Source organism: Ralstonia mannitolilytica, assembly GCF_000954135.1.
Taxonomy (GTDB): domain Bacteria; phylum Pseudomonadota; class Gammaproteobacteria; order Burkholderiales; family Burkholderiaceae; genus Ralstonia; species Ralstonia mannitolilytica.
In genome coordinates this window covers 2,290,358-2,303,905 of record NZ_CP010799.1, presented here as the reverse complement: position 1 = coordinate 2,303,905, position 13,548 = coordinate 2,290,358, and the positions used below count along the sequence as shown (strand labels likewise).

Here is a 13,548-nt window from a genome sequence, read left to right as displayed (position 1 = left end):
CACGCCGCGGCGGTCCATCAGTGGCCGCCGTGCTCCGCGTAGACCTTGCGCGCCAGGCACAGGTCTTCCCACGCGCGGGCCTTGTCGCCCAGGGTGCGCAACAGATACGCCGGGTGGTAGGTCACGACCACCGGCACGCCTTCCACCTCGTGCACCTTGCCCCGCAGCTTGCTTACAGGCGTCTGCGTCTGCAGCAGGTTCTGTGCGGCCACGCGCCCCAACACGACGATGATGCGTGGCTTGACCAAGGCAATCTGGCGCTTGAGATACGGGTCGCACATCGCGACCTCGTCCGGCTCCGGGTCGCGGTTGCCCGGCGGGCGACACTTGAGAACGTTGGCGATGAACACGCCTTTGCCCTCACCCGGCTGACGCGACAGGCCGACGGCGCGCAGCATGCTGTCCAGCAGCTTGCCGGCCTGGCCGACGAACGGTTCGCCCTGCTTGTCTTCGTTTTCGCCGGGCGCCTCGCCGATCAGCATCCAGTCGGCCTGACGGTCGCCCACGCCGAATACCGTATTCGTGCGCCGTTCGCACAGCTTGCAGGACGTGCAATTCGAGACAGCGGCCTCAAGCTCGGCCCAGCCGAATGCCGCGATGCGCTGCGCGCGCGGAATCGCCGCCTCTGCCCCGCCCCCGCCCACCGGAATCCCGATCTCGGCCGGCGGCATTTCGACTCGCCCGGGTGCGGGCTCGGCAGCCACCGCAGCGGCAAAGGCTTCGGCCTCGAGCGGCGGCTCGACGACGGCAATGTCCTCGACCTGCTCGGCGGGCGGCTGCGCACCGCGCAAGGTCCATTCCGTGGAAACGCCCAGCGCTTCCAGCATCCGGGATCGACGATTCATGCTGCCTCCACGCCGCTTGCCTCGCAGCTGATGCGCATGACGAGGGCATCCTCCCGCGTGTTGTTCTCTGCCGGGTAATAGCGCTTGCGACGACCAATCTCGGCAAACCCGGCGCGGCGATACAGCGCAATGGCCCCCGTGTTGGACGGACGCACCTCCAGCAGCAGGCTGCCGAAACCGTGCGCGAGTGTGAGCGCCACCGCCAGCCGAAGCAGCCAGCGGCCCAGGCCCTGGCGCTGCCACACCGGCGCCACTGTCACGTTGAGCAGGTGCATCTCGTCGACCACCGGCATGAGGATCAGGTAGCCCGCGACCTCGTTGCCCCCGTCGCGCAGCACGATGCCAAGGTGGCCAGACTTGAGCGAATCCTCGAAATTGCCGCGCGACCAGGGGAACGCAAACGCGGTCTGTTCGACGGCGGCAACGCCTGCCACATCGAGCGCAGTCATGCGCTCGGCGCGCCACCCGGCGGGCAGCGGCGTCTGTGCGGCAACGCCTGCGAGCGCGGTGTCGATGAGGCTCATGCGCCGGCACCTGCTGCCGCAGCCTTGGCCAACTGCACAGCCTGGCGTTCTTCAATGGTGAGCGCGACCTTGTCACGCACATAGAGCGGCGCCGCCTCTTCGGGCCGGACCGTATGCCCAGCCGCCAGGAGGCGCAAGCCGACCGCAACAACCTCACGCGCGTGTGGCGCAACCTCAGGCAGCACCGCAGCAGCCCCTGAGGCCACGGCCAACCGGTCGCCGAACACCGTCACGGCGTTGCCGGCCAGCCAGTACGGCTGCGATGGCGCCACCACGCTGTCCGGGCTGCTCACCTGGATGGCGGAAAGCGCGTGCCACCCGGAGGCCTCCTGCGCCGTGTCGGCGGGCATGAAGCTGGCCCAGTAGCACTCGTCCATGCGGGCATCCAGCGCCACCGTCACAGCGGTGCCAGCGGGCAGGGACGCCCGCGTCTGTTCTGCGCAGGCCACCAGCGAGTTGACCGGCACGACCGGCAGGTCCGCGCCGAAGGCCAGGCCCTGCGCGACCCCGCACGAAGTACGCAGGCCGGTAAAGGAACCCGGCCCCGCGCCGAACGCGATGGCCGCACAATCGGCCAGGGCGATACCGGCCTCGGCCAGCAACTCGGCGGCGGCGGGCAGCACGCGACTGCTCGATCGCGCCCCCGTGTGTTCGTGGCGGAACAGTGTGCGCGTGCCGTCACCGAGGGCGACGGAACAGAACTCGGTGGAAGTGTCGAAAGCGAGAATCCAGGGCATCCCGGCATTGTAACGGCTGGTGTGTCGCATGAACGCGCGAACCGGCGGCGGCGCACGCCGGAAACCGAAGCCATCCTCGAATTCAAACGGCATGGGAGCGCCCCCCCGGACGCTATCATCGCCAGACCATTGTCTTTCAGCCGGGAATCATCATGAGCGACCTGCAAGCCCGTTTCGAGCAAGCCCAGATCGACGTCAAGGGCCTCTCCGAGCGCCCCAGCAACATGACGCTGCTGCGCCTGTATGTCCTCTACAAGCAAGGCGCCGAAGGCGACGCGCACGGCGACAAGCCTGGCTTCACCGACATCGTCGGCCGCTACAAGTTTGAGGCGTGGGAAGGCCTGAAAGGCACGTCGCAGGATGAGGCCAAGCAGAAGTACATCGACCTCGTCGAAGAACTGAAGAGCGGCGCGACGACGTGATCGGCACTGCGCCATGCACGGACCGGGCCCCGCGCCCGGTTTTTCATTGCGCAGACGACATGGCGACCGCCGGCCCGCTGCGGCGCATGCGCCACGCCGCCGCCACCGCAAGTGCGCACAGCGCACCGAGGAGGACGAAGGTCTCGTCGAAAGCGACGAGCCGCGCCTGTGGGTCGACTGCGGCGCCGTGCACGGTCTCGATGCCGCGCGTGGCGAGCCGCCATTGCAGGAAGATGCCCGTGGCCGACACGCCGATTGCCCCGCCGAGTTGACGCAGAAAGTTGACCGCACTCGAACCTTGGGCGATCAATGTGAAATCGACGCCGCGCATCGCGCCCAGGCTCAGCGACGGCAGCACGAAACCGAGCCCGACGCGCCCGACGACGGCAATGGCGATCAGCAGCAGATAACTGGTGTCGCGCGTGTTCGTCGCCATGAGAAAGAACGACAGCGCCAGCGCTGCCAGCCCGAACGACACCAGCCGGAACGGCTCGATGCGGTTGGTCAGCCGCCCCGCCAGCATGATCGTCACGGCCAGCACCAGCCCGGCGGGCAGCAGCACGAGGCCCGCGCGCGACGGCGCATACGCGAGCGCCACCTGCATGTACACGGGCACCAGGTATGTCGATCCATACAGCCCGGCGCCGTAGATGAACGCCACCACCGCGCCCATCGCAAACTGCCGGTAGCTGAAGAGGCGCAGGTCCAGCAACGGCGACTCCACCCGCCGCTGCCAGGACACGAAGCCCGCCACGCACACGCCCGACACGAGCATCAGCACCGCGCCGTGCACCACATCGCCGTGCAGTGCCACCAGCCCGTTCAGCAGCGAGACCGTCGCCGCGCCAATCAGCAGCAGGCCGCGCCAGTCCAGCGGCTTCGGGTCGCCCGCCATGGATGAATTGACGGCCATGAAGCGACGCGCCATCGCCCAGCCGAGCAGCGTGAACGGCACCACCACGAAGAAGATCGAGCGCCAGCCAAACAGCTCCACCAGAAAGCCGCCCACGCTGGGGCCGACCGCAGGCGCCAGCACCACGCCAAAACCGAACAGGCCGAACGCCTTGCCCTGCTCCCGCTCCGGAAACACGCGCAGGATCAGGATGTTGGGCAGCGGCTGCATGATGCCGGCGGCAACCCCCTCGACGACACGCATGGCGATCATCACGCCGTAGTTCGGCGACAGCCCGCCAGCCAGCCCGCCCACACCGAGCAGCACCAGCGCGCCGATGAACGTGCGCCGCAACCCGAAGCGCAGCAGCAGCCAGGGCGTCAGCAGCATCGACAAGGTCATCGCAACCATGAAGCTCGCCGACACCCACTGCGCCCGCTCCTGCCCGAGCACGAAATGACGGCTCAGGTCGGGAATGGCCACGTTGACGATGGTGGCCGAGATGACCGACGACACCGCACCCACCATCAGCGTGAACAGCACGAGCCACTTGAAGCGCTCCCCGTGGCGCGCGCGCAGGGCCTCGAGCGTGGGCGTGAATGTCGTCATGGTCTCGTTCTGATGCTGTATGAGACGACCAGGAAGGGATCAGCCCGACCTGCACATCCTCCATGCAGGGCCGGGGTGGCAGGTCAGCCGAGGCGGCCGGTGGCGGCGATCTCGCGGATGCGGCGTACGGTGTCGATATCGGATTCGCGGTAGGCCGACTTGACGATCTCGGCATAGCGCGTATCGCCGCTCTCGTCCGCGTTGGGCAGCGTGGTGTCGTAGACGAACCGGATGAACGCCGCGTTGTTGTCGCCGGTTTCGATGGTCATGGTCAGGGAGCCGCCGGCGTGCTCGCCCGTGGCAGCCGTGGTGTACGTCACGCGGGTATGCGGCTCCAGGGTCACACGATCCTGGATGCGCGCGCGGCCGTACACCAGTTCGCGCTCGACCCAGCCGTCGCCTTCGGCCGTGATGATGCATTCGTCCAGGCTTTCGACGAATTCCTTTTGCTCGCGCACCCGCAGCACCAGGCCTTGCCAGATCTGGTTGGGGGTCAGCGCGTCGATGAGGGGGTTCAGTGGATCGTTGACTTCCACCAGGTGTTCAAAGCGCAAAGCAGCCTCCGCAAGATTTCGTGACATTATCGCGCGGCTTGGCCCGCGCTGCGCCAAATGAAAAACGCCGGCGGGTTGCCCCGGCCGGCGTTTTTCATCGCGATGCCTGAAGCGTCGCCTGGCTTCAGATTTCTTCGTAGAGCGGCAGCGTCAGGAATTCTGCAAAGTCTTCCGAGGTCGACATCTGTTCGAAGATTTCTGCCGCGCGGTCAAAATGCCCCACCGCGCCCGTCTCCTTCACCTTGGCCAACTCTTCGGGGATCAGCTTGCGGACGAGTTCGGCCGTGACCTTCGTGCCGTCTTCGAGCTTGCCCTTGGGCGAGCGGATCCACTGCCACACCTGCGAGCGCGAAATCTCGGCCGTGGCGGCGTCTTCCATCAGGTTGTGGATCGGCACGCAACCGTTGCCGGCCAGCCAGGCACCCAGGTAGTGGATGCCGACGTTGATGTTCATGCGCAGGCCGGCTTCGGTGATCGGCGTTTCGGGCTGGAAGTTCAGCAGGTCGGCGGCCTTCACGTCCACGTCCGGACGCTGCTTGTCGAACTGGTTCGGCTTGTCGCCCAGCACCGCCACGAACTCCTTCATGGCCGGCTCGACCAGGCCTGGGTGAGCCACCCAGCCGCCGTCGTAGCCGTCGGTCGCGTCGCGCTTCTTGTCGTTGATGATGCCCTGCATGGCGATGGCGTTCTTCTCCGGATCGTTCTTGATCGGGATCAGCGCGCTCATGCCGCCGATGGCCGGTGCACCGCGCTTGTGACAGGTCTTGAGCAGCAGCAGCGCGTAGGCACGCATGAACGGCGAGGTCATCGTCACCTTGGCGCGGTCGGCCAGGCAGAAGTTCTTGTCGACCTTGAACTTCTTGATGCACGAGAAGATGTAGTCCCAGCGGCCGGCGTTCAGGCCAGCGCTGTGCTCGCGCAGTTCGTACAGGATTTCCTCCATCTCGAAGGCGGCGAGGATCGTCTCGATCAGCACGGTGGCCTTGATTGTGCCTTGCGGCAGGCCGATCTCGTTCTGCGCCATCACGAAGATGTCGTTCCACAGGCGCGCTTCCAGATGGCTCTCCATCTTCGGCAGGTAGAAGAACGGACCGGCGCCGCGGGCGATCTGCTCCTTGGCGTTGTGGAAGAAGAACAGCGCAAAGTCGAAGATGCCGCCGGAGACGCGCTCGCCGTCGACGGTCACGTGCTTCTCGTCGAGGTGCCAGCCGCGCGGACGCACCTGCAGCGTGGCGATCTTGTCGTTCAGTTTGTACGTCTTGCCGTTCGATTCCAGCGTAAGCGTGCGACGCACGGCAGCCTTCAGGTTGACCTGGCCTTGCAGCTGGTTGTGCCAGTTCGGGGTGTTGGAATCCTCGAAGTCGGTCATGTAGCTGTCCGCGCCCGAGTTGAACGCGTTGATGACCATCTTGGCATCGACCGGGCCGGTGATCTCCACCCGGCGGCAGTGCAGCGCGGGCGGGATCGGCGCAACCTTCCAGTCGCCCTCGCGGATGGCCTTCGTCTCGGGCAGGAAGTCCGGGCGCTCGCCGGCGTCCAGGCGCTTGGCGCGCTCGACACGCGCAGCCAGCAGCTCTTTGCGGCGCGGCTGGAAGGCACGGTGCAGCTTGGCGACCAGCGCCAGTGCTTCAGGGGTCAGAATGTCTTCGTAGGCCGGAAGGATCTCGGCCTTGATCTCCATGCCTTGGGGCAGCGTGAGCGCCATGGTTCTTCTCCAGAGGATGATGTGAGGGTTGAACGGGTTCGGTCCTATGGCTGGACCGATGAAATGCAATGCCTTACGTCGCTTGTGTTGCCTGCACGAACTGCAGCAGATCGCGCATGTCGTGGCCCGCCGCAGTGGGCGCCACGTCGAGCGCCTCGGGCGGATGCCCCAGGCGATTGATCCAGAACGTCTTGAAGCCGTACCACGTCGCGCCGCAGGCATCCCAGCCATTGGACGAGACAAACAGAATCTGTTCCGCCGGCACACCAAACGCTTGTGGCGCCAGCGCGTAGGCTTGCGGCGCGGTCTTGTAGAGCTTGACCGCATCGACCGACAGCACGTGATCGAACAGCCCGGACATGCCGGCACTCTTCACGGCAATGTCAAGCATCTGGGGGTTGCCGTTGGAGAGGATGCCCAGCGGCAAGCCCATCTCGCGCAGGCGGCGCAGCGCAGGCACGTTCTCGGGAAATGCCGACAGGCACGCATATTCGCGCATCAGCGTGGCCTCGTCGTGGGCGGAAAGCTCGACGCCCAGGCGGGCCGCGGCGTAGCGCAGCGCGTCGACGGTGATGTCCCAGAACGGCTTGTAATGCTCGCCCGAGGGGCCGGCCAGCGAGCGGATGCGGGTGTAGTCGATCTGCTTGTCGCGCCAGAGGACCGACAGCGCCTCGCCCTTGCCGGCAAAGAGCTGCTCGGCGCGTGCCGCCACCGAATACACGTCGAACAACGTGCCATAGGCGTCGAAGACCACCGCGCGAATCGAACTCATGCCTCAGCTCCACGGACCCGAAGGCCGGTACTCCGCGCGTTCCGCTCTGCAGAACGCTTCTCCGACCTTCGCAACGAGGGCCATTCTAGAAAAGGTGACGCGCTGCACAAAGACGCCAACGGTCACTTGATCTTTAACTTTTACCCGACGAATGGCGAGTGATAACCTTTATATTCGTCACAATCCCGCAGCACGCGGTATAAGCATCGGCCATGGATCATTTCAAGCAGCTCGAAACGTTTGTCGCCGTGGCCACGCGCGGCAGCCTGTCTGCCGCGGCCGCCGCCGAGGGCGTCGCGCCCGCCATCATCGGGCGCCGCATCGACGCGCTCGAAGAGCGCCTGGGCGTGAAGCTCCTCGTACGCACGACGCGGCGCATCACCCTCACTTTCGAGGGCTCGGCGTTCCTGGAAGACTGCCAGCGCATCCTCAATGACCTGCACAACGCCGAGGCCAGCGTGTCGGCGGGCGGCGTGAAGGCGAGCGGCCATCTGCGCGTGACGGCTCCGGCGGGCTTCGGCCGCCGCCATGTCGCGCCGATGGTGCCCGACTTCATTGCGTCGCATCCGGACGTGTCGATGACGCTGGACCTGGGCGACCGCGTGGTGGATCTCGTCAACGAGGGCTTCGATTGCGCCATCCGCCTCGGGGACCTGCCGGACTCCAGCCTCGTTTCGATCCGCCTGTGGGAAAACCGCCGCGTGGTGGTGGCCGCGCCGAGCTACCTCGAGCGCCGCGGTGTACCGACGCAGGTCGAGCAGCTTTCCGCCCACAACTGCCTGGCCTTCGGGGCCAGCGCCAACGTGCAGCGCGGCTGGGTGTTCCAGCAAGGCGGCAAGGCCATCACCGTGAAAGTCTCGGGCACCATGGAATGCACCGACGGCGCGGTGCTGCGCGAGTGGTGCCTGCAGGGCCACGGGCTGGCCTGGCGCTCGTGGTGGGAGGTCGGGCACGACATCGCCACGGGCAAGCTGGTGACGGTGCTCGATGCCTTCGAGGCGCCGCCGATCGGCATCCACGCGGTGTTTCCGCAGCGCAAGCACCTGCCGTTGCGGGTGCGGCTCTTCATCGATTTCCTCAAGAACACGTACGGCAACCCGGCCTACTGGCGCCGCGCCGACGCGCTGATCGGCATGGATTAGCGATCACCCTGAGTGGGTGGAACCGCACGTGCGGCCTACAATCAAGACAAGACCCTCTTTCGCACCCTCACTCCGGAGGCCGCATGTTCCAGCACATCCTCATCCCGACCGATGGTTCTGAGCTGTCGCGCAAGGCGGTGGCGGGCGCGCTCGACTTTGCCAAGACCCTGGGCGCGCGCCTGACGGCATACACGTGCCTCGAGGAGTATCCGTACACGCCCTTCTCCGAGATCGTCGTGGAGACGCCGCAGGCGTTCAAGGAGCGGGTCGAAGCGCAGGCGCGCGTGGTCCTCAAGGACGTCGAGGACGCCGCCCGCAGCGCCGGCATCGAGTGCGACACCGACATGAGCTGCTTCCCGGTGCCCTACATGGGCATCATCGACGCGGCCGAACGCCATGGCTGCGACGTCATCTTCATGGCCTCGCACGGGCGGCGCGGGCTGGCCGGCCTGCTGCTCGGCAGCGAGACGCAGAAGGTGCTGACCCATACCGAAATCCCGGTGATCGTGTACCGCTGAGAGCCGCTCGGGCCCATGCCGCACAGCCGTCCTTGGGGACGGCTTTTTTTCTCCACGCGCGAGGCGGTCTCACGCACGTGCCTGATCATCACGCTCTACGACCGCCCCGGCCCGCCTGCATGCCCCGAACATGAGCACGACACGCTCACAGAAGCCATCGCGACCCGCAACGTCGAGCGCGCACACGACCTGATGCGCGAGCATTTCCAGCACATCGAGCAGTCGCTGGAGCTGCATGCGACGCCCACGTCGGCACTCGACCTCGAATCGATTTTCAAGCGCACATAAAAAAAACCGCGCCACTCACTGGGGCGCGGTCCGAGCGGCCGGCGTGTGGTCAGCACACCGGCCCAGGTGACCTGGATGCCGGATGCGTCGGCAACCTCAAGCGACCTTTTTGGCTTCCGCCTTTTCTTCGAAGAATTGCTCGTCTTCGGTCGAACCCTTGAGCGCCGTGGTCGACGCTTCGCGCTCGATGGTCTGCGTCACGGCATCGAAGTAGCCCGTGCCGACTTCGCGCTGGTGCTTCACCGCGGTGAAGCCACGCTCGGCGGCCTTGAACTCGGCCTCCTGCAGCTCGACGAAGGCGCTCATCTGGTTGCGGGCGTAGCCGTAGGCCAGGTTGAACATCGAGTAGTTCAGCGCGTGGAAGCCGGCCAGCGTGATGAACTGGAACTTGTAGCCCATCGCACCGAGTTCCTTCTGGAACTTGGCGATCGTGGCGTCGTCCAGGTTCTTCTTCCAGTTGAACGACGGCGAGCAGTTGTAGGCCAGCATCTTGCCGGGGAACCTGGCGTGGATGGCCTCGGCAAACTTCTTGGCGTACTCGAGATCCGGCTTGCCGGTTTCGCACCACACCAGGTCGGCGTATTCGGCATAGGCCAGGCCGCGCGAGATGGCCTGCTCCAGGCCCGGCTTCGTGCGGTAGAAGCCTTCGACGGTGCGCTCGCCGGTGCAGAACGGCTTGTCGTTGTCATCCACGTCGGTGGTCAGCAGGTCAGCGGCTTCCGCGTCGGTACGGGCGATCAGCACGGTCGGCACGCCCATCACGTCGGCGGCCAGGCGTGCGGCCACCAGCTTGCTCACGGCTTCACGCGTGGGCACCAGCACCTTGCCGCCCATGTGGCCGCACTTCTTCACAGCGGCCAGCTGGTCTTCGAAGTGCACGCCAGCGGCGCCCGCTTCGATCATGGCCTTCATCAGTTCGAACGCGTTCAGCACGCCGCCGAAACCGGCTTCCGCATCCGCCACGATGGGCGCGAAGAAGTCGATGTCGTCCTTGCCTTCCGACCACTGGATCTGATCGGCGCGCTGGAACGTGTTGTTGATCTTCTTGACGACCTTGGGCACCGAATCCACCGAGTACAGCGACTGGTCCGGATACATCTCGCCGTTGCTGTTGGCATCACCGGCCACCTGCCAGCCCGACAGGTAGATCGCTTTCAGGCCCGCCTTGACCTGCTGCATGGCCTGGTTGCCCGTCAGCGCGCCCAGGGCGTTCACGAACGGCTCGTTGTTGATGAGCGTCCACAGCTTCTCGGCACCACGCTTGGCCAGCGTGTGCTCGATCTGCAGCGAGCCGCGCAGGCGCACCACGTCTTCCGCGGTGTAGCCGCGCTTGATGCCCTTCCAACGCGGGTTGGTTTCCCATTCCTTCTGCAGCTTTTGCACTTCGAGTTCGCGCGACATCACACTCTCCTTTTTGATCGCATCCATCAAATAAAAACTGGGGTAACTCTCACTCGTCGCCTAGAGCCGCCGGCGCCTTTTTGGGGTGCCGCTGGGTGGCTCAAGTCATATGTCTTATATAAGAGTGTAGGGAAGCCCGGTGCAGCGCAACAAGGAGAACTTTGTCTTGTGTAAAAGTTTTTATTCGTTATTTTTCATATAGTTATGTGCCATATTTCGGGATGCGGAAAGATTTTTCCTATCATGAAAGACAGCGATGGTGCTGTGCGGCGCGCAATTTTTGCGGACCAAAACGACTTTCCGCATTATGAAAAACCTCGACTTGCGCCCGACGCATCGCCGCCCCAAAAAAAACGCCGCAACAGCGGCGTTTCCTGGGCACAAGGAGGGGGATCACCCGCGGGCCAGCCGATGCGCCACCCAATCCCCGCCTGTAATGACGGGCCGCCCAGCGACATGCTGCGCGCTCACCGGATACACGATGCAGTCGACGGTGCTGCCTCCAAGCACGACCGCATGGTTCTCGCGCACAAACAGCGCATCGCCGCCGGGGTAGACCTCTTCGATCTCGTCCAGCACGGGGACGAGCGCGGCATCGATGCGATAGATATCGCCGCGCACGGCGGTGCCGGTCGGGTCGAGCACCAGGCCGGGGTACGCGCCGAAATCGTACAGACGGCCGTGCAAGCTGGCGGACCCCAGCAGTTCAGGCTCGGGGATGCCGCGTGCGGCGGCGGCCACGCGCAGGTCGTTGGCCTCGCCGGCGCGCAACGTGCCGTAGACGAAGACATGGATGAGGCCGGGGTTGGACACCGGAAGGTTCATTGGCTGGCTCATGCGAGTTTGTCCTGCGAAACCAGCACGCCGTCTTCATCGGCATAGATCCACTCGCCCGACTGGATGTACGCGCCGGGCATCTGCACGCCCACCTCGCGCTGGCCAGCGTTCTTCTTGATACTCTTGCGCGGGTGCACGGCCAGGGCGTGGATGCCGACGTTGCACTCCGCCAGCTCGCGGGTATCGCGCACGCAGCCGTTGACGAGAATGCCTTCCCAGCCGTTCTCCTCGGCCAGCTTGCCGAGGTTGCCACCCACCAGCGCGCAGCGCAGCGAGCCGCCGCCGTCGATCACCAGCACGCGGCCGGCCCCCTGCTCTTCAAGCGCGGCACGCACCAGGCCGTTGTCTTCAAACACCTTGAGCGTGGAAGCAGGGCCCGCAAACGCGGCGCGCTTGCCAAAGCTGCGGAACACCGGCGTGAGCACGCGCAGGCTTCCGTAGATGAGCTTGTCTTCGTGCAGGTCGCACAGGTCGGTCACTGGGATCATCGTCATGGCAAATGGGATGTGAAAGGCGTTGGCGAATGCGGGTTCAGGGGCGGGCGCGGCTTGGTGACTGGGCGCGCAGCGAATCGATGGTCGCACGCGGGCTGATGATGTTCGGGTCGGTCTGTACCTCGATGAGCGTGGCAACCGGCGAGGCCAGCGCGGCCTCCACGGCCGACTGGAACGCTTCGAGCGTGCGCACGGTATGGCCTGCGGCGCCATACGCTCGGGCCAGCGCGGCAAAGTCCGGGTTGCGCAACTCGGTACCGCTCACGTGCTCGGGGTATTCGCGCTCCTGGTGCATGCGGATGGTGCCGTACATGCCGTTGTTGACCACGATGAAGATCACCGGCGCGTTGTACTGCATGGCAGTCGCCAGCTCCTGGCCGTTCATCAGGAAGCAGCCGTCACCGGCCATGCAGATGACGGGCGTATCGGGGCAGACGATCTTGGCCGCCACCGCAGCCGGGGCGCCGTAGCCCATCGCACCGCTGGTCGGCGCGAGTTGCGTGCGCGAACCGGCGGCCAACGCACCGTATTGATAGAAACGATGCAGCCACGTCGCGTAATTGCCCGCGCCGTTCGTCAGGATGCTGTTGTGCGGCAGGCGCTCACGCAGCCACTGCATGGCGCGGGCCATGTCGATGCCGTGGCCGCTGAACGGCGGCGGCGTGATGTTGGCGAGGTAGTCGGCGTGCGCGGCTTGCGTCCACGCGGACCAGCGGGGCGCGGCATCGGGCGAGACGCCGTCCAATGCCTCGGCCATCGCCGGCATTGAGGCATGGATCATCAGCTCCGCCTGATAGACGCGCCCCAGTTCTTCGGCGCCGGCATGCACGTGGATGAGCGTCTGCTTCGGGCGCGGCACATCGAACAGCGTATAGCCGGACGTGGTCATCTCGCCCAGGCGCGGTCCGATGGCGAGCACCACGTCCGCCTCTTTCACACGCGCGGCCAGCTTCGGGTTGATGGCGATGCCGACATCGCCGGCGTAATTCGGGTGGCGGTTGTCGAACAGGTCTTGCCGGCGGAACACGCAGGCGGCAGGCAGATTCCAGCGCTCGGCAAACACCTGGATCCGGGCGGCAGCGGCCGGCGTCCAGCCCGAGCCGCCCAGCAGCAGCATCGGGCGCTCGGCGCTCTGCAGCAGCGTCTTCAGCTGCGCCAGGTCGCGCGGGCCGGGCCACGCCATCGCGCGGGGCATCGGCGGTACGTCCGCCACAGCGGCAACGTGCGTGAGCATGTCTTCGGGCAGCGCCAGGACCACGGGGCCCGGCCGGCCCGCGGTGGCCGTCTGGAATGCACGTGCGACGTATTCGGGAATGCGCTCCACGCTGTCGATCTGCGCGACCCATTTGGCCATCTGGCCGAACATGCGGCGGTAGTCGATTTCCTGGAATGCTTCACGGTCGACAAAGTCGCGGCCGACCTGGCCGATGAAGAGGATCATCGGCGTGGAATCCTGGAACGCGGTGTGCACGCCGATGCTGGCGTTGGTTGCGCCCGGGCCGCGCGTGCAGAAGACAATGCCGGGCCGGCCCGTGAGCTTGCCGTACGCATCGGCCATGTTGGCCGCGCCGCCTTCCTGCCGGCAGACGATGAAGCGTGCGCGGTCGCGCCGCTGGTAGAACCCTTCGAGCACCGACAGGTAGCTCTCGCCCGGCACGCCAAAGGCAATGTCGACGCCATGCGCAACCAGCGCATCGACAAGGATCTGGCCGCCGTGACGCGGTTCGATGAGGGGGCTCGCGGCGCGTGCTGCGGTCTGCATGGCGGGTGGTCTCGCTCTCGATTCGTTGACGACACAACGGATCATA

Annotated in this window: 15 protein-coding genes; 4 read left to right on the top strand and 11 right to left on the bottom strand. The window is 65.8% G+C overall.

Translation table 11 applies throughout. From position 1 onward, the window contains the following. Positions 1-17: 17 nt before the first annotated feature. From TK49_RS10980 to tsaB, 3 genes are read right to left on the bottom strand one after another with little or no spacing between them, the layout of a single operon-like run. A complete protein-coding gene (locus tag TK49_RS10980; RefSeq protein WP_045786717.1) occupies positions 18-845 on the bottom strand; it encodes a uracil-DNA glycosylase in 828 nt (275 codons plus the stop codon). Next, on the bottom strand, positions 842-1,369 hold the full coding sequence (rimI, locus tag TK49_RS10975; RefSeq protein ID WP_045786716.1) for a ribosomal protein S18-alanine N-acetyltransferase: 528 nt from the start codon (positions 1,367-1,369) through the stop codon (positions 842-844). The genes TK49_RS10980 and rimI overlap by 4 nt, the downstream gene beginning before the upstream one ends. Beyond that, the gene (tsaB, locus tag TK49_RS10970) at positions 1,366-2,106 is read right to left on the bottom strand and encodes a tRNA (adenosine(37)-N6)-threonylcarbamoyltransferase complex dimerization subunit type 1 TsaB (protein ID WP_045787854.1); all 741 of its coding nucleotides are present in this window, start codon (positions 2,104-2,106) and stop codon (positions 1,366-1,368) included. Before tsaB ends, rimI begins: the two co-directional genes overlap by 4 nt. A gap of 152 nt (positions 2,107-2,258) precedes the next feature. Between tsaB and TK49_RS10965 the strand changes: the two genes are divergently transcribed. After that, on the top strand, positions 2,259-2,528 hold the full coding sequence (locus TK49_RS10965) for an acyl-CoA-binding protein (protein ID WP_045786715.1): 270 nt from the start codon (positions 2,259-2,261) through the stop codon (positions 2,526-2,528). Between the two features lie 43 nt (positions 2,529-2,571). Here the strand turns inward: TK49_RS10965 and TK49_RS10960 are convergent, their stop codons facing one another. The 4 genes from TK49_RS10960 to TK49_RS10945 all read right to left on the bottom strand — a co-directional run bounded on the left by TK49_RS10960 (position 2,572) and on the right by TK49_RS10945 (position 7,060). Beyond that, a complete protein-coding gene (locus TK49_RS10960; protein WP_045786714.1) occupies positions 2,572-4,029 on the bottom strand; it encodes a DHA2 family efflux MFS transporter permease subunit in 1,458 nt (485 codons plus the stop codon). An 83-nt stretch (positions 4,030-4,112) separates the two neighbouring features. Further along, positions 4,113-4,583, bottom strand: a complete 471-nt coding sequence (locus TK49_RS10955) for an SRPBCC family protein (protein ID WP_045786713.1) — start codon at positions 4,581-4,583, stop codon at positions 4,113-4,115. A gap of 124 nt (positions 4,584-4,707) precedes the next feature. Further along, positions 4,708-6,288 carry a malate synthase A gene (gene aceB, locus TK49_RS10950; protein ID WP_045786712.1) on the bottom strand — a complete coding sequence of 527 codons (1,581 nt, stop codon included), beginning with the start codon at positions 6,286-6,288 and terminating at the stop codon, positions 4,708-4,710. A gap of 73 nt (positions 6,289-6,361) precedes the next feature. Further along, positions 6,362-7,060: a haloacid dehalogenase type II gene (locus TK49_RS10945; protein ID WP_045786711.1), complete on the bottom strand. Its 699-nt coding sequence runs from the start codon at positions 7,058-7,060 to the stop codon at positions 6,362-6,364. A gap of 212 nt (positions 7,061-7,272) precedes the next feature. On the opposite strand from TK49_RS10945, the gene TK49_RS10940 reads away from it, so the two are divergent. From TK49_RS10940 to TK49_RS10930, 3 genes are all read left to right on the top strand, one after another. After that, on the top strand, positions 7,273-8,202 hold the full coding sequence (locus TK49_RS10940; RefSeq protein ID WP_045786710.1) for a LysR family transcriptional regulator: 930 nt from the start codon (positions 7,273-7,275) through the stop codon (positions 8,200-8,202). 83 nt (positions 8,203-8,285) lie between these two features. Further along, positions 8,286-8,720 carry a universal stress protein gene (locus TK49_RS10935; RefSeq protein WP_045786709.1) on the top strand — a complete coding sequence of 145 codons (435 nt, stop codon included), beginning with the start codon at positions 8,286-8,288 and terminating at the stop codon, positions 8,718-8,720. A gap of 15 nt (positions 8,721-8,735) precedes the next feature. After that, on the top strand, positions 8,736-9,008 hold the full coding sequence (locus TK49_RS10930; RefSeq protein ID WP_052698605.1) for an FCD domain-containing protein: 273 nt from the start codon (positions 8,736-8,738) through the stop codon (positions 9,006-9,008). Positions 9,009-9,104: 96 nt separating this feature from the next. Here TK49_RS10930 and aceA read toward each other — a convergent pair whose 3' ends face one another. The 4 genes from aceA to TK49_RS10910 form a co-directional block, all read right to left on the bottom strand. After that, complete coding sequence (gene aceA, locus TK49_RS10925; protein ID WP_045787852.1) at positions 9,105-10,409, bottom strand: isocitrate lyase; 1,305 nt, start codon at positions 10,407-10,409, stop codon at positions 9,105-9,107. A 393-nt stretch (positions 10,410-10,802) separates the two neighbouring features. Beyond that, positions 10,803-11,246: a gamma-glutamylcyclotransferase family protein gene (locus tag TK49_RS10920; RefSeq protein ID WP_240479874.1), complete on the bottom strand. Its 444-nt coding sequence runs from the start codon at positions 11,244-11,246 to the stop codon at positions 10,803-10,805. Next, positions 11,243-11,740, bottom strand: coding sequence for a ribonuclease E activity regulator RraA (gene rraA, locus TK49_RS10915; protein ID WP_045786707.1), 498 nt, complete (start codon positions 11,738-11,740; stop codon positions 11,243-11,245). Before rraA ends, TK49_RS10920 begins: the two co-directional genes overlap by 4 nt. Before the next feature lie 37 nt (positions 11,741-11,777). Next, positions 11,778-13,502: a thiamine pyrophosphate-binding protein gene (locus TK49_RS10910; protein ID WP_045786706.1), complete on the bottom strand. Its 1,725-nt coding sequence runs from the start codon at positions 13,500-13,502 to the stop codon at positions 11,778-11,780. Between the last annotated feature and the right edge of the window lie 46 nt (positions 13,503-13,548).